Origin of the sequence: Lentibacillus cibarius, assembly GCF_005887555.1 — a bacterium.
Classification (GTDB): Bacteria; Bacillota; Bacilli; order Bacillales; family Amphibacillaceae; genus Lentibacillus; species Lentibacillus cibarius.
Window position 1 is genome coordinate 967,319 of the sequence record NZ_VCIA01000001.1, and the last position, 23,065, is coordinate 990,383.

The window sequence follows — 23,065 nt, forward strand, 5'->3', positions numbered from 1 at the left end:
AATATAAAGAAATCAGGTTATACATTTGTTCTTCTTATTCTGTGTATTCATATATCCTAACACCTTGAACAACCCTGTTCACACGCCCATCCGGACTAGGATTATCGGGGGTTATCCCTAACTGCAACGATTTCTTTAATGAAAGTAATTGTGCAAATAAAATGTAAATAAACGACAATTGAAAATCACCGGAAAAGGATTCTTCACTAGTATTTGCAGCAATTGCCCAATCTGCCAACTCATCCACTTCCTCGTCTTGCTTCTCTGTAAGAGCAATTACTTTTAGACCCGAATCATCAGCAGCCAGTTCCCGTAAAATATCCATATCATATTTTCTTGTGTAAGCATCACTTGAAATAAAAAGAACGACTGCCGATTTATCATGTAAAATGGACTTTGGACCATGACGAAATCCTAATGACGATTCGTGTACGGCCACAACCTTTCCAGCAGACAACTCAAGCATTTTTAATGCAGCCTCATGCGAAAGCTGTCCTAAAAGGCCGGACCCCAAGTAAACAATCCGGGAAAAGTCAAAATCTAACATGCTATCAACTTTGTCTGTAATAGACTCCAAGAAACGCTCTGCATTTGCTATCAGTAATTTCGCCCCATTACCAGTAAAAGGTTTTTCCGTAAACACCGCATAAGCTGCCATCATCATACACGTGAAGCTGCTCGTCATCGCGAATCCTTGGTCATGCGCTTCATCCGGCATCAGTATAGTAATCGCATTTTTATCTTGCTTGATATTTGTAGCCAATTGTCCTTCTTTATTGCAAGTTATGACCACTTGATAAAAGTCATCAATCAGCTGTTCTCCTAATGAAACAGCAGCAACACTCTCCGGACTATTACCCGACCGTGCAAAAGACACCATAATCGTAGGTACTTCTTTAAATAGATATGCTTCTGGATTTGAAACAATATCTGTTGTAGCAATCGACTCAAAGGTCACTTTTCCACCAGTTTGTTTACGCAATTCCGGAACGAGTGTATCGCCCGTAAAAGCGGACGTACCAGCACCTGTAAAAATAACTCGAACTTGTTCATGTTTTGCATAGATTGATTCAATAAATTCTTTCCAGACATCTTTTTGTTTAAAAACCATATCCGCCAACTCTTTCCATACGTTTGGCTGCTGGTAAATTTCTTTTGCCGTATGAACGGCCTTGTTTACTTCCAACTCTTCTGTGGTTAGGTTAAACATATCTATCCCTCCATTTTCTATTTAACCGGTTATGTTGTCATAACCAATTTATCACTATGAATTAACACTTTAAGTTAATTCCACCGTATAATCAAACTTATCTCTAATAGCTATGGCCGTAATCCAAAAAACGCAATGACTGGAGAAGTGGTCCGGTTATTTCGGGGGTCTCTACGCTTAAAAAATAAAAATTAATTGCCAAGAAATTATAGAAACTTGGCACGAAAGTTCGAAACTCGTACAAGGGCCGTTGTCGCGTTCATTAATATGTCATTGCAAACCTACTTTAATTTATATCCCATCTACATCTTTAGTGGGTTGTCTTTTTTCTTTTACTTCAAACTGCTTAATATTCTCCTTTCCCTCATTCATGACTAGTTCAACAAACTCATTAACTGCAAGTTCACGTTGAAATAATCCGCTCAGTAACATTGGGGAATTGGTGCCTCCAACCACATGCACATTATCATGTGTTGAACTCATCGCTGAAGCTACGTTAAATGGTGTTCCACCTGCAAGGTCTGTAAAACACACCACACCAGATCCCGTATCAACCCTTTTAAGCGCATCCTTAATGTTGCACTCTAAAGAATCCTTATCTTCCTCGAAAGGAATAACTTCTATCTGTTTTACTTCACCTGCAATCAATTCAACTGATTTCAACAATCCCTCAGGAAATGAACCATGACCTGTGAGTATAATACCAATCATTTTACCCATCCTTCCTTTATCGTAGTTTCACAAATATTCAGGCCTCCCAAGCATGTTGAGAAGCCTTTTAAGTTTTTTTACATAATACCTAAGAAAGATCCAATCAAACCAACAACAACTGTAAGCCCAATAAGTGTTAACGGTGAGCGTCCTTTTTTGAGCAACCAATAGATTAGCAAGGTATACGCTAATGGAAGCATAGCTGGCATAATTTTATCCAAAACATCAGTCTGAATATTTAATTCCGTTTCTCCCGATTTCCAAACATAATCAATCTGGAAACTTACGTACGTGGCAATCAAACCACCAACCACTGACAAACCGACAATTGATGCAGCACGGGATACTTGTTGTGTTCCCTCTTTCAATTTAGAAATAGCATTTACGCCAGCTTTATAACCGTAAGTCATTAAACCAAAACGTGCACCAAAATGAATAGCATTAAACATCAGAACAAAAACAATCGGTCCAAGAAAGTTTCCATCAACTGCCAACGAGGCCCCTATACCGGCTGTTATTGGAAGTAAAGTGAGATAGAATAAAGCATCACCAATACCACCCAAAGGCCCCATTGTAGCTACTTTGATACCACGTATAGCTTCTCTGTCTTCCTTTTTCTCTTCCATAGCCAAAATGACGCCCATAATGAATGTTACAAGAAAAGGGTGTGTATTAAAAAATTCCATATGGTCTTTCATTGCTTTACTCAAATCTTTTTTATTTTTGTGTATATGACGTAATCCCGGTAAAATAGAGTAAAGCCATCCACCCGCTTGCATTCGCTCATAGTTGAATGATGCTTGCAGAAGTAATGACCTCCAAACAAGATGACGCAATTGTTTCGGTTTCATTCCCGTAGCTGGTGTAGGATTTTCATACATATTAGATGCCATCAGTAATCTCCTCCTCTCGAGGTGCCTGTTTATCAGGATCTTGCTTATCCTTATTTTGGAAGAAATCATACAATGCAATCGCTAGGCCAATTAAAGAAATGGCAAGGATTGGCATCTCTAGATAAGCTGCTAAAACAAAACCAATAATTAGGAACATTACGTATTCGGTTTTTAGCATAATCTTTAATAGCATAGCAAAACCAATCGCTGGCATAATCCCCCCTGCAACGGATAAACCGTCAATAATCCATTGTGGAACACTTTCTACATACGCGGCCGCTTGTTCTGCACCAAAGAAAACGGGCAAAAATGCAATAAACGCATTAAATAAAAAGAGGAGAGCTACACCTAGATAGTTTATTCTTTCAATACCTCGATAGTTAGCATCCATCGCATATTGATCGGCCTTATGCATCAATGGAGCAAGTGATGTGAATAGCAATGTAATTAATCCTTGTACGGCAACAGCAAATGGAATAGCAATACCGACTGCTGCCTTAGGATCTTCTCCAGCTATAATACCGAACGCAGTACCAATAACTCCTCCAATTACAACATTTGGCGGTTGTGCACCTGCGAGGGGAACCATACCCATCCAAATTAATTCTAATGTTCCGCCGACTATTAATCCCGTAGTAATATCACCTAGAATTAAACCAACAACTAACCCGGAAACAACCGGACGATGAATGTGGGTTAGTCCTACGTACATGTCAATTCCTATAATACCAGCCCACAAAGCTATCAATATAGACTCGGTTAACATGGATAAATCCTCCCTTTGCTTTTTTTTATAATAAATCTATGATATTTCGTCCCCTCTCGCTAGGAACTCTACGTAGGTCCAACTCGACACCAAGCTCATCAAGGCGTTTAAATGCTTCTATATCCTTTTCATCAACAGATACAGTTGAAGAAATTTGTTTTTTGCCTTCCTCGTAATGTAAATTTCCAACATTTATAAAATCTATCGGTACTCCCCCTTCTTTTAGTTTCAAAGCATCATGTACATCTCTTACAACTAAAAATATTTTTTGACGCGGTGACGCCTTATGAATAACGTCAATTGTTTTTTGCAATGAAAAATAACGAGTTTGAATAACATCCGGTAAAACCATATCCATTAAATTTTGCTGTACCTCATCTTCAGAAACCTTATCATTTGCTACTATCAGCAAATTTGCTCCAATATGATTTACCCAGGTAACTCCTACTTGACCATGAATCAGTCGATTATCGATTCTTGTTAGTAATAAATTTACATCTGACATATATGTCATCCCCTCATATTAAATAGATTAATTAACAAATTCCTTATACTCGAGCAACGATTACAACTATAAAGCTAAGCCACTACTAGAAACGCTTTCATAGGTAAGAAACTTAATCTACTATTTTCACTTTCTTTCCTATCAAAAATCTACTAACCTTCATACCTAATCTTCTGTTGATAATACACGCAAATCATCCATATCATCTTTGTATATGAATCCTATGATACATACGTAACCACAGCTAAATTTTTTGCCAAATCGACTTAGTTCCATGAAAAATCCAAGTGGGATTCATGTAATGCGTGACTTTCCTAGCAATTAATTCGAACCACCTTATAGAAAATTGTTCAAATATCCTAAAAAGTAAATTTCGCTCAAAACTAAATTGTAAAATTTCATCAATTGTTTATAGTAAAAACTAGCAAATCTTGTGCATCGCCAGCTACATCCTTTTTAATTTTGAGCTAATGACTACTGTATAGACGGTGGTCATTAGCATGCAAGTATAAATAGTAGTCATTGTAAATCCTTGTCCCAGATTTTTGGTTATGTTGTCATAACCAGTAATCAAAAAATAAATTTTAATTCTAAAAAATAGCTTCGTTTTATTGTTAGTATAATGAAGTAATTAAGTTAGTTCGACGGTATAATCAAACTTATCGCCTCGAGCTACACTGACTGTATATTCAATCAAATTATGATTGTAATACGCATAGCGTTTAACCAGCATTGCAGGTTGGTTTTCCTCCATTTGGAGTTGTTTCGCTTCTTCTTTCCGTACATTTGTCGCTGAAAAACGTTCAGTAGCTTTAGTGACAACTATTTGATAATCCTCATTAAAAACATCATACATGGGCCTTTCTTTCAAATCTTGTTCTGTTAATTTTGGAAAGTTTTTTTTAGGTAAATAGGATGTTTCGTACATCAATGGCACATTATCAGCAATTCTCAAACGAACAACTTGAAACACTTCGTCGAGTGGTTCAAGGTTCATTTTTGTGGCTATCCTTTCTTCAATCTCTATTTCACGAAATGAAAGAACCTTAGTTACTGGTCTTTTTCCCAAAGACTTCATTTCTTCAGTGAAACTGTATAGATTTATCAAATTTTGATGATACGATTGTGAAGCCACGAAGGTACCTTTTCCATGTGCCTTGTATATATAACCTTCACGTTCCAATTCCTGTAGTGTTTGCCTAACTGTTATCCGGCTCATATCGTACAGATCACATAACTCGCGCTCCGAAGGTAATTTTTCATTCACTTGGAATTCTCGATTATCAATCTTTTTAATTAACTCTTCCATTAATTGTAAGTATAAAGGTACTCTACTTCTTTTAATCAATATGTGTAATCCCACCACCTTGTCAAATTATTTTTCATGTGGTTATAACCACTTTTATTGTAAAACACACTGTGATTTTTGTAAAGGGTTTCATTAATTTGTGTTTATCAATATGGTTTCTTTTGACAAAGTGAAATTAGGGCTACAGTATTAAATAGTCATTGTCTTGATTCAAAATATAACAAGTATGGTAGAATACAATAAAGTGAAACTTCAATCATCTCACCACTAGGAGCGATAATCATGACAAAATTCCCGATCATCGACGGACATAACGACACACTGCTCAGGCTGCAGGAGTCGGGGGATGCACCATCATTCTTCACGGAAAGCACGGTAGGACATATTGATATGCCCCGCGCAAAAAAGGGCGGGTTTGCCGGCGGCTTCTTTGCTGTTTACACACCAAATGAAGCGTATAAAGTGGAACCGGAAAACTATGTAACAGAAGATGGCTATGATATGCCGCTGCCCCCACCGATCAGCCATGAGCAGGCACTTACATTCAGTAACGCACTTGCCTCCAGATTATTCCGGCTCAAAGCACAATCAGCTGGGCGTATGCAAGTAGTGCGAACCGCTGATACGCTACAGTATTGCCTGCAACATGATATCATGGCCGCGATTTTCCACATAGAAGGGGCCGAGGCGATTGACACAAACTTTGATGCACTCCATGTACTTTACCAGGCAGGTCTCCGATCACTCGGTATCGTTTGGAGCCGGCCGAACAAGTTCGGGGAAGGCGTCCCATTCCGCTATCCGTCAACACCTGATACCGGCGCCGGACTCACTAACGCGGGAAAAGATCTTGTCCGGGAATGCAACCAGTTGGGGATTATGATCGATAACACCCATCTTAATGAAAAGGGATTTTGGGATGTTGCAAAACTGACGGATGCGCCGCTTGTTGCAACGCATTCAAATGTACATGCGCTGAGCCCGATTGCTCGGAATTTAACCGATCAGCAGCTGGCTGCCATTGCTGAATCGAACGGTGTCGTCGGGATTAATTATGCTGTTAATATGCTGCGTGAGGACTGTGGATTTGGAACAGATATATCGCTGGATGAGATTGTCCGGCACATTACCTACATAGCGGAAAAATTCGGGGTAGATCACGTTGCATTAGGATCAGATTTTGATGGCACAACCATTCCGGATTCCCTGAACGACGTCAGCGGTCTGCCAAAATTAATGAACCGACTCCTAGCACACGGCTTCCACGAAAACGAGTTGCAAAAAATCACCCACCAAAATTGGGTAAGAGTATTACGCGATACGTGGAAATAGAAACAGTAGGGACAGGCACCTAGGCCCGATAAGTACAAACAGGAGCCTGTCCTTTGATCACCTTAGTTATTTCCTAATTGATTATACGCACCATGCATCACTGGCCCTCCATGTTCATTAAGCTGCCAGCCGTGAGCAATGGCTGCCGTCACAAAATCCTTTGCTCTTTCAACAGCTTCTTTCACCGGTTTGCCATTTGCCAAATTAGCAGTCACGGCTGCGGCAAATGTACATCCCCCACCATGATTATAGCTTGTATCAAGTTTATCCTTTCCATCGTTACGATTGACGTTAATGCTGTCATCCCATAGACACCATGTTCCTGAAACGTTTTCAAACCGGTTTATATACCGGCACCACCACTCGAATCAGAACCTGCTCATGTTGACGTTAGAAGTGAAAACACTGGCAATTTACCTATTGGATTTTTTGAATATTCATGGTAAAATACTTAAAACATATATTTCCGATAAAAATGATAAGGATTATTGGTTTAGGGGGTTAATCATGTGCTTGGATATTAATAACGTTAGCAAGTATTTTCATCGTCAAGGGGAACAGTCGCTTCAGGCATTACAACACATTCATTTATCCATTGAAGAAGGGGAGTTTGTATCCTTACTGGGCCCATCCGGGTGCGGTAAATCAACATTGCTATCCATGGTTGCCGGACTGGCGCGACCATCTTCCGGTTCGTTGAAGCTTGCCAATCAGGAAATAACGGAACCTGGTCCTGATAAAAGTATGGTGTTTCAAGAACCAGCCTTATTTCCTTGGATGTCAGTGAAAGAAAATGTCACATTCCCGTTGCGGAAAAGCATGCCAAAACAGGACCGGGAAATAGCCGCCCGTCAATACTTGAAAATGGTCCATCTTAGTCAATTTGGCAGCAATTATCCGCATGAACTCTCCGGAGGCATGCAGCAGCGTGTTGCGATTGCCAGAGCCCTTGCCATGGATTCCGGGCTGCTCTTGATGGATGAACCGTTCGGGGCGTTAGATGAGCAGACGCGCCATGTTCTGCAGGAGGAAGTGGAAAAAATCTGGATGGACACTGGAAAAACGATTGTATTTGTGACGCACAGCATCCGCGAAGCTATAAAACTATCAGACCGTATTATCATTATGAGTGCACGGCCGGGAACGATTATTTCCGATTTTAAAGTGGACCTGAACAGACCGAGGCAGCAAAAAGATATGGCACTGCTTGAGGAAGAAGTCATGGCTATTTTAAAAACAGAAATTGATAACGTCATGAAAGAGGAGTTGCAGTATGCCGGTAATTATTAAACGGATTTCATTTTTCGTTGTTCTTATTTTGCTGTGGGAAGCCGTTTACCTGCTTGATTTTTGGGTCGATTCCATGATTCCCGGCCCACTTTCCGTCGCCAAGACCATTTATGCCGGATTTGCGGATATGACGCTTGTCTACGATATCTTGGCCAGCTTCCGGCACCTTCTCATCGGGCTCAGCGTTTCGCTTGTGATCGGTACACTGCTCGGGATTCTGCTTGCCAAAGTAAAAACAGCTGATGAAACACTCGGTACGATGATATTGGCGTTGCAAAGTGTTCCAAGTATTGTCTGGGTGCCACTGGCAATTATCTGGTTCGGATTCACTGAGGCGTCTATTATCTTTGTCGTCATCATCGGTGGCACATTTGTCATGACGATGAACATGCGCATTGGCATCAAAAATGTTGCCCCAATTTACTTGAAAGCTGCTCGAACGATGGGGTCTAAAGGAATAGATCTGTTCATGAAAGTGATTGTTCCGGCTTCCATTCCACATGCTGTTACTGGTGTCCGGCTTGCGTGGGCCTTCAGCTGGCGGGCACTGATGGCCGGGGAAATGTTAAGCACAGGCCCGGGACTCGGCTATACCCTCAGTTATGCATCCGATTTTAACAATATGAGTCTTGTCATCGGGATCATCATCATTATCGGCGTTATCGGTTCAATCGTTGATCAGCTAATTTTCCAGCGTATAGAGAATAAAGTATTGAAGCGTTGGGGTATGGAAGAAGCAGCATAATCCGAAGCTCGAACGATCGATATTAGATGAAAATTTATCAAAACCTAATTGAAAGGGGATTACAAATTGAAAAAACTTGTAGGATTGCTTATGATTGGAGCGCTCCTTGCCCTAGGAGCTTGCGGCGGCAACAGCGAGGCAGGCGATAGTGAAAAAGAAACGGTCACCATCGGCTATTTTCCAAACTTGAATCACGCGCCAGCGATGATAGCGAAGCAAAAAGAAATGTATAAAGACCACCTTGGTGACCATGTCAACGTGGAGTATAAAACGTTTCCGGATGGTTCAACATTTATGAAAGCATTGGCCTCTGGTGACATTCAAGGCGGTTTGGTCGGCCCGGGACCTGCCATGAACAGTTTCATCTCCGGCGTGGATGTTCAGGTAATTGCTGCCTCATCAACTGGAGGAACGGTTATTGTATCCCGCAACGGTAGCGGCATTAAGTCGTGGAAAGACATCAAAGGCAAAACGTTCATCACACCGCGTGTCGGTTGCACTCATGACGTTCAATTTGAAACGTACATGAAAGAAAAAGGGATTACCCGTAAAAAAATGGGTGGGTCGATGAAACATGTGACGGGAGCACCTGCGCGCTACCAGTCGATGTTTGAAAAAGGAGATGTAGATGTTGCAGCAGCACCTGAACCGTGGGCATCTGTCATGGAAGAAAAGGTTGATGCCAACGTCGTTATCCCGACCAGTGAAGTTGCCTTTGGTCAAACATTACCAGCAGCTGTATTTGTCACGTCATCTGATATGGCCGAAAACAGCAGTGAGCAAATGCAAAAACTAATAGACGCCCATAAAGAGGCGGTTGCGTATATCAACAATAATCCGGATGAAGCAATCGACATCACGATTAACAGCATTGCTGATATTACTGGTCAGGAATTAGAAAATAGCGTTATAGAAAATGCCTGGAAACGCACCAACTTCACCTACCAGGTAAACGAAGAAGCCATCCAAGAATTCGGCAACTCGTCTCATGACCTGCAATTTCTAAAAGAAAAACCCGACTTCACCGGATTCGTCAATAAAGAATTTATTCAGTAAAAACATCGAGGACGGGATCCTTTATCCATTAACGTGGGACGACAGTAACCCTGTCCCCACGGCCCACAAACAAGCTGCTGATCCCAATTCGCGGTCAGCAGCTTGTTTCGTTTATGCTTTTCTTAGTTTCTCAAATACTTGCTGGACATCTTTATCGCCGCGTCCGGACAAGTTAACGATAATCGCGTCGTCTTTTGGTAGTTCTTTAGCGAGTTTCATCGCCTGGGCTACTGCGTGTGAGCTTTCCAGTGCTGGTATGATGCCCTCTGTCTGGGAAAGTTCCTGAAATGCTTCGAACGCATCGTCACCGGATACAGTCACATATTCAGCGCGGTCAGTCGTCTTCAAATGACTGTGTTCTGGCCCGACTCCTGGGTAATCTAGACCAGCAGCGACGGAATAGGTTGGTTTCGGTTCACCATTATCATCAAGTAATGTAATACATTTAAACCCATGAATGACAGCAGGTTCTCCTTCTGTAATCGTTGGTGCCTCTGCTGGTTCTGCACCAACAAGGCGGACTCCTTCCTCATCAATATAGTGGGCAAACGCGCCAATCGCATTGCTTCCGCCCCCAACACAGGCAACAACAGCAGCCGGTAGTTTACCTTCTTTCTCCAGTATTTGCCGTTTGGATTCTTCGCTAATGACGGACTGGAAGTATTTGACCATGCTCGGGTATGGGTGCGGACCAACTGCGGATCCCAATAGATAGAATGTGTTCTCATGGTTTTCCACAAGATCAGCGAGTGCCTCATCAACGGCATCCTTCAGGCGTCCTTGCCCTTTTTCTACCGGAATCACTTCCGCACCTAACAATTCCATCCGAAAGACATTCAGTGCCTGTCGTTCAGTGTCCAATTTCCCCATATAAATCGTACATGGAAGACCAAACATTGCCGCGGCTGTTGCCGTTGCAACACCGTGCTGGCCGGCACCGGTTTCTGCAATAATTCGTTCAGCGCCCATCCGCTTCGCCAAAAGAATTTGACCTACCACGTTATTAATTTTATGAGCACCTGTATGGTTCAAATCTTCCCGTTTCAAATAGATTTTTGCCCCGCCTACTTTTTCGGTCAGATTGCCTGCAAACGTTAGCGGGTTTTCACGACCGACATATTCACTCATATAGTGGTTGAATTCCGCCTCAAATTCAGGATCATTTCGATAGTGTTCGAATGCCTCAGCAACATCGGACAATACTTGTTTCAAGTCATCCGGTACATAACTTCCGCCAAATTCACCAAAATAACCCGTATCCGCCAGTACTTGCTTGCTCGTCATAACAATACTCAACTCCTCTATACTAATCTAAGTATGCTAATTATTTGAATACTCACAAACCATTCTACCATGCTGCTAGATTTTTGCAATGCCTATTTTCGCCAGGCTTACCTCATTGGCTCCCAACGAATCAGCACATCCATTACCGCTTCCGAACCATTTCTTCGTCAGATAAAAATCATTTTCAGTGTGAACTGTAGCAAGAAAACAGTTTGACACAAAAAATGAGCGGTAGTATAAATAACTACCACTCACTTTTAGTAGATTGCCAGACTTACCAGGATTCCGAAATCGTTTTCGGTGCCAAGAAGTTCAGCAGGTAATCCGGTCCTCCAGCTTTGGCGTCGGTTCCGGACATCTTGAATCCACCAAACGGCTGATAGCCAACAATCGAGCCGGTGCAGCCACGGTTGAAGTAGAGGTTGCCCACTTCAAACTCATAACGAGCACGGTTTAAGTGTGCACGATTATTAGAAATAACCGCACCAGTCAAAGCATACTCGGTATTATTGGCGATATCCAATAATTCATCAAAGTCTTTTGCTTTAGCGAAACCGACAACCGGACCAAAAATCTCTTCCTGCATAATGCGTGCTTCCGGATCGAGATCTTTGAAGATAGTTGGGTACACAAAGTAGCCTTTAGAATCGTCTGTTTCCCCACCAAAGGCAAGTTCGCCTTCCTGTTTGCCTACTTCAATATAATCCTTGATTTTATCAAACTGCTTCTGGTTGACGACTGCACCCATGTAAATATCTTCTTCCCCAGGGTTGCCGACAGAGATATCTTTTGCCAGTTCGATTGATTTTTCAAGTACTTCATCATAGACATCCTGATGTATGATGGCGCGGGAGCATGCAGAACATTTCTGTCCTTGGAACCCGAATGCGGAATCGACAATCGACTTTGCTGCAAGATCCAAATCAGCGTCGTTGTCAACAATAATCGTATCTTTACCGCCCATTTCAGCGACCACGCGTTTCAGATGTGTCTGACCTTCTTGTATTTCGGATGCACGCTTGTAGATACGTGTACCCGTCGCACGAGAACCAGTGAAATTGATGAAATGGGTGTCCTTATGGTCAACGAGATAGTCACCAATGTCAGCAGGGTCGCCCGGCAAGAAGTTGACAACGCCTTTTGGCAGGCCGGCCTCTTCCAGAATTTCAACCATTTTATAAGCAATCACTGGTGTGTTTTCAGACGGTTTCATCAGTACCGGGTTCCCGGCTACAACCGGTCCGACCGTTGTTCCACAAACAATCGCAAACGCGAAGTTCCACGGTGGAATCACGACACCGGGACCAAGTGGCTGGTAGAAGAATGTGTTATTCTCGCCAGGACGATCATTAATTTCACGACCCTTGCCAAAACGCATCATTTGACGGCCGTAGTATTCCATGAAGTCAATACCTTCTGCTGTATCAGCATCAGCCTGGCCCCATGGCTTGTTCGCTTCAAAAGACATCCATGCGGAAATTTCATGTTTGCGGCGACGCGCAATGGCAGCTGCTTTGAACAGCACTTCTGCACGTTCCTCAGCAGTCCGTTTTTTCCACTCACCGAATGCTTTTTTCGCTGCATCCATTGCCTTCTCGACATGTTCCTTTGTCGCCATGGATGCTCGTCCAATCACCTGTTCTTTATTCGCAGGGTTGACGGATACAAGTTTATCATCAGTATAGACTTTTTCGCCGCCTATAACTAGCGGATAATCTTTGCCTAATTCACTCTCAACTTTTTTAAGAGCGGCTTTGTAATCGGCACGGTTTTGTTCGTCGTTTAAGTCGGTAAATGGTTCATGTTTGTATGGCAATACCAAGAAAATACCCCCTTCTCCTGTTTCGATTTATGTTTGACTCATTAGATAGTTTACTATATTCTTAATTGAAAACGCAACCAGAACCGTTTGTTATTACTAACAAGGCGAATCCTATTGTACGTATTTATATGTAATCACCTCCATGTTATTTTCTGTAAACAAACTACAGTGCAATAAAAAATTGAATAATAATGTTAATATTAATTATAATCATTCGGTATGTAAGTAACACACAGCTTATACCATACTTAGAAAAACTCAGGCCTATCCTCGTCTTATAGCAAATGTCGAGTTTTTATTATAAGGTTATCCATATTTTATACTTTCTGACGATACAAAAAACAGCTCCTGGTTGCAGCAGCTGTTTTTTGTGAAGACGTTATTTATGCTCCTCGCTGTGGATTGTTTCCTCATGGAAAATTTTAGCATCCGTATGGTCATGAACATCACAATAATAGACAACTGATTTCAATTTGTAGGAGATATTGCATGTTCCTGTATGTTCAATAAAATTTCTCCAAAAGGTATATTCGTGGGTACCAACATCAACAGTCTCAACGTGTGTACTGTATTCCTGCCAGTTGTGTGCCCCACTGTCTTCTGCAGCTAAGGATTTCACTTCTGTTTCATTTAAACTGAACAAGAGACAAACCAGCATGAGTACAGTTATCTGTATGTAGATCTGCCGCATAATTATCACACTCCATTACAAACTCTAACTTAGGATGGCTTATTTGCGGCAAAATATGCTGCTTCCTCAACTTTTTAACGAACAAAAGCCACATCAACGCGTGACATGGCTTTTCTAAATTACTCTATTCCGTCACCAATTGCAATTCAACCGGGATGAATTCATCAACCGAATTACCTTTGGCAACTTTACCAGCTGCATCAATTGCTTTTTCGCCAATCACTTTTGGCTGCTGAGCAATGGTTGCATCCATGGTTCCTTCTTTCACAGCGGCACGGGCATCATCTGTCGCATCAAACCCAACAACAAGAACATCTTCTAGCATACCATTGGATTTAAGTGCCTCGACTGCACCAAGCGCCATTTCATCATTGTGAGCGAATACAGCACCCATTACATCTGTACCCTGGATGATATTCTCCATTACGTTCAAACCTTCCGAACGGTTAAAGTTGGCTGTTTGCTGAGCAACTACTTCCAGGCCATCCATCGAATCAACAATATTATGGAAGCCTTCTCCTCGTTCTCTTGTAGCAGATGCACCAGGTACCCCCTGAAGTTCAACCAGTTTTCCGCTTTCCTCCAGCTTTTCGGCAATGAATTCACCGGCCATTTCCCCGCCGGATACGTTATCAGAAGCAATGTGGGTAACAACTTCTCCATCAGCTGCACTACGGTCAACTGTGATTACTGGCACATCCTTATCATTTGCCGATTCAATTGCAGTTACAACAGCCTCAGAATCAACAGGGTTTACCAATAATACATCAATATTTTGCTGCAGCAAGTCCTCAATGTCGCTCAATTGCGTAGAGGCATCATCCTGTGCATCCGTTACCACAATGTCATGACCAGCCTTTTCTGCAGCAGCTTCCGCACCATCACGTAACGAGACGAAAAACGGGTTATTTAGCGTAGAAACGGACAAGCCAATTTTTACCGTATCATCCGAATCCCCTTCTGCACTGTCCCCTTTATCCTTCGACGAACCAGGGGCGTCCGTGGAACAAGCCCCCAATACGAGGATTAACACTGTCAAAAGTCCTAATCCTTTTAGCCATTTAGCCATTTTAAATTCCTCCTTTTTCATAATTATTTAGATTTTCTATCCATCAATACAGCAAGTAGTATGACGCCGCCCTTTACAATCTGCTGATAGAACGACGAGACGTTCAATAGGTTCAGCCCGTTATCGATCACACCGATAATCAATGCACCCACAAGTGTCCCAAAGATACGTCCGCGTCCGCCCATTAGGCTTGTTCCGCCAATAACTACTGCTGCAATGGCATCAAGTTCAAACATTTCGCCGGCGGTAGGCTGTGCTGAATTCAATCGGCTCGTTAAAATAATTCCCGCCAACACCGAAAGCATCCCGGTAAGTGAGTACACCCATATTTTCACCCGGTCAGCCTTAATACCAGACAATACGGATGCTTCCTCATTCCCACCAACCGCGTAAACCTGCCGGCCAAAAACAGTTTTTGTCAAAATAAAATAAAGTATTAGAAAAACACCAAGCATAAGAATAGCCGGAAATGGGATGCCAAATACATAGCCGCCGCCAATCATTTCAAATACGAAGCTGTCCGATAGACCGGTGATCGGCATGCCATCTGTATAAACGAGTGTCGCACCCCGGTAAATCGTCATCGTTGCGAGTGTCGCAATAAACGGAGCCACTTTCCCTTTAGTGACAATTAGCCCGTTGACAGCTCCTAAACCAAGTCCAATCAACAGTCCAAGAAAAACACCCAGCAAAGGATCCATACCGCTTGCAAGCATTCCCGCTGTCAGTGCACTTCCCAGGGCCAGAAGTGACCCGACAGACAAGTCAACCCAGCTGTTAAGATAACAAACGTCATTCCAAAAGCAATTAACGCGTTAACTGAAATTTGTCGTAATAAATTAAGTATGTTATCAAATGTAAAAAAGTCCTCACTTAATGCACTTAAAAAAATTACCATGACAATAAGCCCGATTAACGGTCCTAATTTAGAAAAGTTTTGGAACAATTTCGCTTTCATTGTTATTCACCTCCTGCTGCAGCAGTCATAATCTTCTCCTGATCTGCTTCTTCTCTATCCATTATCCCGGCAACGGTCCCTTCATGGATGACCATGATGCGGTCGCTTACTCCCAGTATTTCCGGCAGTTCTGAGGAAACCATGATAATAGCTACCCCGCTTTCGGTCAGTTCATTCATAATGGAATATATTTCTTTTTTGGCACCAACGTCCACTCCACGGGTCGGCTCGTCCAGGATGAGCAGCTTCGGCTTAATCCCAAGCCACTTAGCAATGACCACTTTCTGTTGGTTACCGCCGCTCAATGATTTTGTTTCCTGACTCGGGCCGGTCGCCTTTACACCAAGTCGCTTCATCAATTCATCGACAAGCTGCATCTCCCTCTTGGATGCAATGACGCCATTACTGGAAACCGTTTTCAAATTGGTCAAAGCAATATTGTCGCGGATAGAAAATTCCGTTAGTAACCCTTGGGATTTCCGATCTTCTGTAATGAAACCAATTCCTGCCTTGATCGCGTCAGCCGGATGTTTAATTACCAGTTCCTTTCCATTTAGGCGAACCGTGCCACGCTGCTTTTTCGCATAACCGAAAATCGTTTCCATTATTTCAGATCTTCCAGCGCCCATTAAGCCAGCTATACCGAGTATTTCACCCGAGCGAACGAAAAAATTTACATCATCGAACATCCCTTTTCTAGCCAATCCGTTCACTTCAAAAATAACGTCCCCAGGAGTATTGCCCCGTTCCGGGAAGCGCTGGCCAAGTTCACGCCCAACCATCATTTTTACAATAGAGTCAAAATTGACATTGGTAATCAGTTCGGAACCGATATATTCACCATCTCGCAACACCGTAATTGCATCACAGATTCGAAAGATTTCTTCCATTCGGTGTGAAATATAAATAATCGCTACGCCCTGCTGCTTTAAGGATGCTACTACATCAAATAGACTCTCGATTTCTCGATCGGTCAGCGCAGCAGTAGGCTCGTCCATTACAATAAGCTTGGCATTGGTGGATATCGCCCGGGCAATTTCAATCATCTGCTGTTTTCCGACCGATAAATCACCAGCGATGTCATCCGGGTGAATATTGGAAACACCCAGTTTCTGTAAATGCTTCATACATTGCTTCTTCATTTCCTTTTTGTTCAGGATACCTGACTTTCCATAGGTAATATCTTTGCCGAGAAACATGTTTTCTGCCACGGTCAGATGCGGGATAATGTTCAATTCCTGGTGGATGACCATAATCCCTTCCTGCTCCGCCTCTTTCGGATGGGAAAAATGCACCTCTTTCCCATTCAATCGAACCGTACCTTCATCACGTTTATGAATGCCAGTCAATATTTTAATCAACGTGGACTTACCCGCACCGTTTTCACCAACCAACGCATGAACCTCTCCTTGCTTAATGGAAAGATTCACCTTCTTCAGTACCTGGTTCCCAGAAAAAGACTTATCAATCCCCTGCATTTCTACAAATGGTGCTTCTGTCATCATGTGTCACCTCCGCTCCGTTAAAAAATAACACCGGATTGCACAATCGCATTGGCGAACGGGGTTGCTTCCCCTGTTCGGATGACCGCTTTCGCATTTTTCACAGACCGCTTTAAATCTTCGTGGGTCATATAGTTGATAGGAACATCCTGATAGTCCGCACATAGCTTACGATGCAATGACAGGTTATTTGTTTTGATTTCTTCCGCTAAGGTCAGGTCTTCGATATCCACGTGATAGATAATCATTGCCAGCACTGCTGAAAAACTTGGGGTCCCGAGTTTTAAAGAAAGGTCAATGCAAGGCGTATCATCCGGAATCGGTAGCCCGCAATCGGCGACAATAATTGTATCGGTATGTCCCATTCTCGATAGTACGGAAGCCACATCGCGGTTTAATGGACCTGTTTTCTTCATTTTGATGCCTTCCTCTCCTGTAAAAATGCTTCCACTTCCTGTTTGGTTGGCATACCACCTTGTGCACCGACTTTTGTTACCGATAAGGCTGCTGCGGCATTGGCCATCCGAACGGCTTCGTCCATTGCTGTACCACGGGCAATCTCTGCGGTTAATGCACCATTGAATGTATCGCCAGCACCTGTCGTATCCATTACAAATATCCCATAGCCCGGCACATGACGCTCCTGTCCATTTATAGTAAAACTAGCACCTTTATCACCACGGGTAATGATTAATTTTTCCTGAATCATGTCATAAAGCGGATCTTCTGCAAATCCCTTTGCCTCCAGTTCATTCGGCGTCATCCAGTGAACTCCTTGAAGAACACTATCCGGCAACGACTGGTATGGCGCAGGATTCAGAATGACCGGGACACCGCTTTCTGCTGCTGCTTGCACCGTGTACACAATCGTCTCCATCGGCACTTCCAATTGGAGGAGCACGACGTCACTACCAGTAATCTTACTGCGGTGACGCTCGGCAAGTTCCGGGGTTGCACAATGATTGGCTCCCGGTGCAACGATAATGCGATTATCATTATCTGACAGGATAATTGTCGCTGTTCCGGTCGCCGTTTCCGGTATCGTCTCCACTCCGCCTGTTTGAATACCTTCATTCGCAAAATTGGTCAATAGCTTTTCACCAAACGCGTCGTCCCCGACCGCTCCGATGAAATGCACATTAGCCCCCATACGTGCCGCAGCAACGGCCTGATTGGCACCTTTTCCGCCAGGGTTTGCAAAAAATTCACTCCCCATAACCGTTTCACCCTGTTGCGGGATTTTATCGGTAGTAACTGTCAAGTCCATATTTATACTACCAACAATGCATACATTTGGTTCAGCATTCATTCAATCACACCTTTCGCTTTGTTGATTCCCGTTCAATTAGCCTAACCGGCAATTCTTCCGAAATAACGGCAGAAGTTCCTTTTTCGATTTGAGTAATCACCATATCTGCAGCCTTTGCCCCAATATCATAAATTGGCTGTGCCATCGTCGTAAGCGCCGGTGTGACCGTTTCACCAATCGTAATGCCATCAAAACCAATCACAGATACATCCTCAGGCACCTTTCTTCTCAATGCAGCTGCCGCTTGCAATACACCCACACCCATTAAATCATTACCAGCAAAAATACCATCCACCTCAGGATAATTCTGTAATAGGTGCATAGCAGACGTTCGTGCTGTGTCTATATCGTACGCACCTGACACCACATAGTCGCTATGAAACCAGTCCTCATCCATCACTTCATCAAGGTAGCCACGCATACGGAGTGCCGCATTATCTGCATGTTCTAGCCCGCAAATATGAGCAATCCGTTTGCAGCCAATCGACTTCAAGTATTGCACCGCCTGCCTGCTTCCACTGCGGTTATTCACCGTTACAGAGGAAATAGACCGACCAGTAATCCGGTCTAATGCAACCATTGGCACCCTAATCTCTTGCAGTTGCACATCCGAAATCGAACTCGATACAATGATAAACCCATCAGCCGACTTCTGCTGCAGCGCATTCAGATAGGCGCTTTCCTTCGCAGGATCATTATCCGTATTACAAAGAACAAACGTAAAATCACGTTGGTTTGCAATATCCTCCACAGCTCGAGCCATTGCCGGAAAAAACGGATTCGTAATATCCGGAACGAACAGGGCAATCATTTTGGAACGCCCTTTAAAGAGACTCCGGGCCACATCATTGGGTACGTAATTTAGTTGATCAATTGCTTCTGTTACCCGCCGCTTTGTCTCCGCATTCACGTAACCATTCCCGTTAATGACCCTGGAGACTGTTGCAGTAGAAACATCAGCAAGCTTTGCGACATCACGAATTGTTGCCATCAATAACCCTTCTATCTCTTTACTCTATTCAAACTAGTTTATTGAAAAATTATGTAACGGGTTACATAAAGGTAATAGAGGGGATGCATGTAACCCGTTACATATAGCTTATAGCGATTAGATCCATCTGTCAATAACGAAATGATCAGTAGAAGGAATAATCTTTGAAGAGCTGCGAAGTGTTTTTTGTTTAGAAAAAAGCAGTTTTTTGCATCAAACGTAAAGAATGATAGAGTTAGTTGTGGATTCAATCTATATAAAAAAAGATGCTTAGGATTACATACTGGGAAATTTCAAGAAGATGGCGGAATATGCACTTGCAAAATAAATCCGCCATAAGCCTCAGTTAGCCTGAGGCTCTTTTAAGTTATAGGCGGGATAACAGGAATATTCAGCTATAACGCTTTAACCATGCCTCCATCAACAAGCAATGATTGTCCTGTAATATACGTATTTGCTTCCGAACAAAGGAACACGGCCAGCTTGGCAAATTCATCAGGTTCTCCGTACCGCCCTATTGGAATTTCTTTTTCATTAGCTGCTTTCAAATCTTCCACTTCCATGTCAAGTGCATCCGCTTTTATAGAATCGAGCGATTGTACACGGTCTGTAGAAATTCTTCCTGGTCCTATAGTATTAATTAAAATGTTATCACCCGCTAACTCCTGCGATAAACTTTTCGACAAACCAGTGATACCTGCCCGGAATGTGTTGGATAAAATCAGATTGTCAATTGGCTGTTTAATCGATGAGGACGCAAAATTGACAATATGACCACCCCCACGCTTTCGTATATGCGGCAACACTTCCCGAATAGCTCGGGTGAAACTTAGTAAATTTAGTTCAAACGCGCGCTGCCAATCCTGGTCGTCAACATCATCAAACAATCCAGCTGGCGGCCCACCTGTATTATTCACAAGCACATCAATCCCGCCATTTATTCGGGCAGCATCCGCAACAAGCTGTTTGATGGAGTTGTAATCTGTCATATCACAAACCGAAAAAGCTACATGGGGGTTATCGGTTTCCCTTTTAATTTCTTCAGCCGTCTGCTGTAATGCTTCCTCGTTTCGGCTTGCCAAATACACCCGTGCTCCCTCTGCTGCAAACTGGGCTGCCGTTGCTTTTCCCAGTCCTTTACTAGAAGCCAGTACTAATACTGATTTATCTTTGAGCCCAAGATCCATGGAATCATCTCCTTTTACTTACAGAAGTTATTTTGCCATTGAAAGTGGTCCATGTTTTGTATCTCTTTTAGTGAAGACCCTTCCTAAAATAATAATTAAAATAGTGAAACCAGCTGCATCCGTCCAGATACCAGGCAACAGGCCAGTCCAATGCTTCACAGTATTATTTACATTTATCTTAACATAGATTAGCTAATGATAAGACAATAATTGGTATTACTTTTGTCTAGCAATACTAAACAAAAAAGCTGAAAGAGACGGTTATCCTTCAGCAATTTTTCACCATATAAATTTGTGGTGGGACTTCTATCGGCTTAGAGATCCTCCAAGTGAACCTCCACATCCATATCTGACAGCTTTTCCTGAATTAATTCATCCAATTCCTTACGTGCATCAAACTGTAATGCTTGCTTCTTATAATCCGGATGGTCTTTTCGAATATCTTCCATCAACATGCTGATAAGTTTCTCTGCTTCAATAATGATTTCATACCGGTCCATTTCCCTGGACCAGAACGCTTCTTCGTCCATCCCTTTTAGTGCTTCATCATAACCGTCAGCTGTTTCTGCATCTTTCCGAACCTTTTGCACCCGTTGTTCCTGTACCGTTTGTTCCACTGTGATTCCTTCTTGTTCAGCAATTTCGTGAATCACTAAATTTCGAATGCTTTCTTTGACAGCTATTTTCGGTGACGGTTCTTCGTTACCTGGACCGCCCCCTTGTAACGCATTGATTAACGCAAGTCGTTTCATTTCATACTTTAGATCGGCACCTGTAATTGTATCATCATCTACTTCAGCGACAACTGTTTCCGGGTCTATTGTTTCAAGATCAATTTGTTGTTTGTTTTCAGATGGGCTAGTCGTTTCCGTTTGTTTGTCTTGTTTCGGTTCATCCGCGTTATCTGTTTCCGAAGACGGAGAACAACCAAATACAGCTAACGACAATCCAAGTAAAAGCATTAATTTTTTCATCGTAAGTCATCCTCTTCCAATTGTTGTAAAAACTCTCCCACCTCTATTTTTTCAACGGTTTTATCGTTGAAATATAGAACATGGGTTGCCAGTTCCCGGACTTCATCCATATGATGTGTCGTAAATAACAGACTTCTATCTGGTGAAGTAATGTCCCCCATAAGTTTAAGCATCTCTCGTCTGCCAAATAAATCCAGTCCTGATGTAGGCTCATCCAACACCACCCAATTTGGTTCCCCTAGAAGTGCAATGCTTAAGCCTACTCGTTGCAGCATCCCTTTGGAGAGTGCGCCTATTCGTTTTTGTCTGTCATCCCACATACTCGTGTGCATAAGGACTGTTTGTACATCCTCCATCCCCAGCCCCATTATTTGCGCAAAATAATGGACATTTTCCTCTACTGACAGTTGACTATAAAGCTGGAACTTTTCCGGCAAAAATGAAAAACTACCTTGCCAGGCATTCGGTTGATGAACTTCTTTTCCATCAATAGTAATCGATCCTTTCGCCAGCCGGGAAAAACCGGCCAATGCATACAGAAAAGTTGACTTACCTGCCCCATTTCTGCCCACAATCGCCACGCATTCACCATGTTCAATGGTAACATTTACTTGATCAAAAACTATCTGTGAACGATGCTTCTGTGCTGCATTTGTAATATTAATCATGAGAGACACCCTTCCGTTTTAATACGAGAATGGACAACCCGATTGTACCAGCAACCCATATCACCATATTTCCAATCAGAACGAGCCACGGTGATTGAAACGTGAAATGGTCGTATAGAACACTCATATCGGAAAATTCGTATACATTCAGCTTTATAAATAAAAAATACTGAACAGCATGTAATGGAGATAAAAAGTAAATAATAGAAAATCCCAAAACATCCTTCATAGCAACATTCGGAAGCCAATACATAAGCAAAAGATCAATGAAATATATAAAAGCTAACCAAGTACCAATAATAAATCCAACGAGTGTCAGTTTTTGACTGATCACCGAACCGAGTAGCATCCCGATTGCAATAAAAATCACTGTCAAAAGAATCGTTGATATAGCAAAAAGAGCAAATTCTTGTGGCGGAAAGTCCGCAAATACGCTTTTCGCCGGTATCATTGCAACCACATAAGCCGCTAGTATCGCTGGTACAAATACAGTCACAAGGGAAATATATTTTCGCAAAACGAACTGATTAATAGTCATTCCCCTCGCCACTAGCATAGGTAGGGTACGTTGGTTCTTTTCCTCTGCCATTGAGAAGGCCCCGTAGACAGTCGCAAGTAAAGGTAAAAAGTAAACAGAAACTTGAAAAACGGACACAATTCCCGTTCGAAAGGCAACTGGGATATCCATACCGCCATACGGAAACAGTACAAACCAACCTGAGACGATGATCAGACCAGCCGTTATAATAAAGAGAGCACTTCGGTAAAATTCTTTCCACTCTTTAGCTATCAT

At 42.6% G+C, this 23,065-nt stretch carries 22 protein-coding genes and 2 pseudogenes; 4 read left to right on the forward strand and 20 right to left on the reverse strand.

Annotation, left to right across the window (positions count from 1 at the left end; genetic code table 11):
* Nucleotides 1–34 precede the first annotated feature (34 nt).
* The 6 genes from FFL34_RS04740 to FFL34_RS04765 form a co-directional block, all read right to left on the reverse strand.
* Entirely contained in the window at nt 35–1,210 is a 1,176-nt protein-coding gene (locus FFL34_RS04740) for an SIS domain-containing protein (protein ID WP_138601947.1), read from the reverse strand.
* A 291-nt stretch (nt 1,211–1,501) separates the two neighbouring features.
* The gene (locus tag FFL34_RS04745) at nt 1,502–1,921 is read right to left on the reverse strand and encodes a PTS sugar transporter subunit IIA (protein WP_171046274.1); all 420 of its coding nucleotides are present in this window, start codon (nt 1,919–1,921) and stop codon (nt 1,502–1,504) included.
* Between the two features lie 77 nt (nt 1,922–1,998).
* Complete coding sequence (locus tag FFL34_RS04750) at nt 1,999–2,814, reverse strand: PTS system mannose/fructose/sorbose family transporter subunit IID (protein ID WP_138601951.1); 816 nt, start codon at nt 2,812–2,814, stop codon at nt 1,999–2,001.
* Nucleotides 2,804–3,580, reverse strand: a complete 777-nt coding sequence (gene agaW, locus FFL34_RS04755) for a PTS N-acetylgalactosamine transporter subunit IIC (protein ID WP_138601953.1) — start codon at nt 3,578–3,580, stop codon at nt 2,804–2,806. The genes FFL34_RS04750 and agaW overlap by 11 nt, the downstream gene beginning before the upstream one ends.
* A gap of 25 nt (nt 3,581–3,605) precedes the next feature.
* Entirely contained in the window at nt 3,606–4,085 is a 480-nt protein-coding gene (agaV, locus tag FFL34_RS04760) for a PTS N-acetylgalactosamine transporter subunit IIB (RefSeq protein WP_138601955.1), read from the reverse strand.
* A 631-nt stretch (nt 4,086–4,716) separates the two neighbouring features.
* Entirely contained in the window at nt 4,717–5,433 is a 717-nt protein-coding gene (locus FFL34_RS04765; RefSeq protein ID WP_234031426.1) for a GntR family transcriptional regulator, read from the reverse strand.
* Nucleotides 5,434–5,676: 243 nt separating this feature from the next.
* Between FFL34_RS04765 and FFL34_RS04770 the strand changes: the two genes are divergently transcribed.
* Entirely contained in the window at nt 5,677–6,726 is a 1,050-nt protein-coding gene (locus FFL34_RS04770) for a dipeptidase (protein ID WP_138601959.1), read from the forward strand.
* Between the two features lie 62 nt (nt 6,727–6,788).
* Here FFL34_RS04770 and FFL34_RS04775 read toward each other — a convergent pair.
* A pseudogene (locus FFL34_RS04775) lies at nt 6,789–6,995 on the reverse strand (bifunctional hydroxymethylpyrimidine kinase/phosphomethylpyrimidine kinase); the annotation flags it as partial.
* A 238-nt stretch (nt 6,996–7,233) separates the two neighbouring features.
* Between FFL34_RS04775 and FFL34_RS04780 the strand changes: the two are divergent.
* The 3 genes from FFL34_RS04780 (at nt 7,234) to FFL34_RS04790 (ending at nt 9,817) form a co-directional block, all read left to right on the forward strand.
* The gene (locus FFL34_RS04780; protein ID WP_138601963.1) at nt 7,234–8,016 is read left to right on the forward strand and encodes an ABC transporter ATP-binding protein; all 783 of its coding nucleotides are present in this window, start codon (nt 7,234–7,236) and stop codon (nt 8,014–8,016) included.
* Nucleotides 8,000–8,761, forward strand: a complete 762-nt coding sequence (locus FFL34_RS04785; RefSeq protein WP_138601965.1) for an ABC transporter permease — start codon at nt 8,000–8,002, stop codon at nt 8,759–8,761. The genes FFL34_RS04780 and FFL34_RS04785 overlap by 17 nt, the downstream gene beginning before the upstream one ends.
* A gap of 66 nt (nt 8,762–8,827) precedes the next feature.
* A complete protein-coding gene (locus tag FFL34_RS04790) occupies nt 8,828–9,817 on the forward strand; it encodes an ABC transporter substrate-binding protein (protein ID WP_138601967.1) in 990 nt (329 codons plus the stop codon).
* Nucleotides 9,818–9,928: 111 nt separating this feature from the next.
* Here the strand turns inward: FFL34_RS04790 and trpB are convergent, their stop codons facing one another.
* The 13 genes and pseudogenes from trpB to FFL34_RS04855 form a co-directional block, all read right to left on the reverse strand.
* Nucleotides 9,929–11,101 (reverse strand): tryptophan synthase subunit beta, encoded by a 1,173-nt coding sequence (gene trpB / locus FFL34_RS04795; protein WP_138601969.1) that lies wholly within the window; start codon nt 11,099–11,101, stop codon nt 9,929–9,931.
* Nucleotides 11,102–11,375: 274 nt separating this feature from the next.
* Nucleotides 11,376–12,923 carry an L-glutamate gamma-semialdehyde dehydrogenase gene (gene pruA / locus FFL34_RS04800; RefSeq protein ID WP_138601971.1) on the reverse strand — a complete coding sequence of 516 codons (1,548 nt, stop codon included), beginning with the start codon at nt 12,921–12,923 and terminating at the stop codon, nt 11,376–11,378.
* A 379-nt stretch (nt 12,924–13,302) separates the two neighbouring features.
* On the reverse strand, nt 13,303–13,614 hold the full coding sequence (locus FFL34_RS04805) for a hypothetical protein (protein ID WP_138601973.1): 312 nt from the start codon (nt 13,612–13,614) through the stop codon (nt 13,303–13,305).
* 124 nt (nt 13,615–13,738) lie between these two features.
* Nucleotides 13,739–14,683: a ribose ABC transporter substrate-binding protein RbsB gene (gene rbsB / locus FFL34_RS04810; protein ID WP_138601975.1), complete on the reverse strand. Its 945-nt coding sequence runs from the start codon at nt 14,681–14,683 to the stop codon at nt 13,739–13,741.
* 23 nt (nt 14,684–14,706) lie between these two features.
* A pseudogene (locus tag FFL34_RS04815) lies at nt 14,707–15,641 on the reverse strand (ABC transporter permease subunit).
* A 2-nt stretch (nt 15,642–15,643) separates the two neighbouring features.
* Entirely contained in the window at nt 15,644–17,143 is a 1,500-nt protein-coding gene (locus tag FFL34_RS04820; protein WP_138604673.1) for a sugar ABC transporter ATP-binding protein, read from the reverse strand.
* A 20-nt stretch (nt 17,144–17,163) separates the two neighbouring features.
* A complete protein-coding gene (gene rbsD / locus FFL34_RS04825) occupies nt 17,164–17,559 on the reverse strand; it encodes a D-ribose pyranase (RefSeq protein ID WP_138601977.1) in 396 nt (131 codons plus the stop codon).
* Nucleotides 17,556–18,452, reverse strand: coding sequence for a ribokinase (gene rbsK / locus FFL34_RS04830; protein ID WP_138601979.1), 897 nt, complete (start codon nt 18,450–18,452; stop codon nt 17,556–17,558). Before rbsK ends, rbsD begins: the two co-directional genes overlap by 4 nt.
* Before the next feature lie 4 nt (nt 18,453–18,456).
* Nucleotides 18,457–19,443: a LacI family DNA-binding transcriptional regulator gene (locus FFL34_RS04835; protein WP_138601981.1), complete on the reverse strand. Its 987-nt coding sequence runs from the start codon at nt 19,441–19,443 to the stop codon at nt 18,457–18,459.
* Between the two features lie 395 nt (nt 19,444–19,838).
* Nucleotides 19,839–20,630, reverse strand: a complete 792-nt coding sequence (locus FFL34_RS04840; protein WP_138601983.1) for an SDR family oxidoreductase — start codon at nt 20,628–20,630, stop codon at nt 19,839–19,841.
* Between the two features lie 314 nt (nt 20,631–20,944).
* Nucleotides 20,945–21,604 carry a hypothetical protein gene (locus tag FFL34_RS04845; protein WP_138601985.1) on the reverse strand — a complete coding sequence of 220 codons (660 nt, stop codon included), beginning with the start codon at nt 21,602–21,604 and terminating at the stop codon, nt 20,945–20,947.
* On the reverse strand, nt 21,601–22,272 hold the full coding sequence (locus FFL34_RS04850; protein WP_138601987.1) for an ABC transporter ATP-binding protein: 672 nt from the start codon (nt 22,270–22,272) through the stop codon (nt 21,601–21,603). Before FFL34_RS04850 ends, FFL34_RS04845 begins: the two co-directional genes overlap by 4 nt.
* A complete protein-coding gene (locus FFL34_RS04855) occupies nt 22,265–23,065 on the reverse strand; it encodes an ABC transporter permease (RefSeq protein ID WP_234031548.1) in 801 nt (266 codons plus the stop codon). Before FFL34_RS04855 ends, FFL34_RS04850 begins: the two co-directional genes overlap by 8 nt.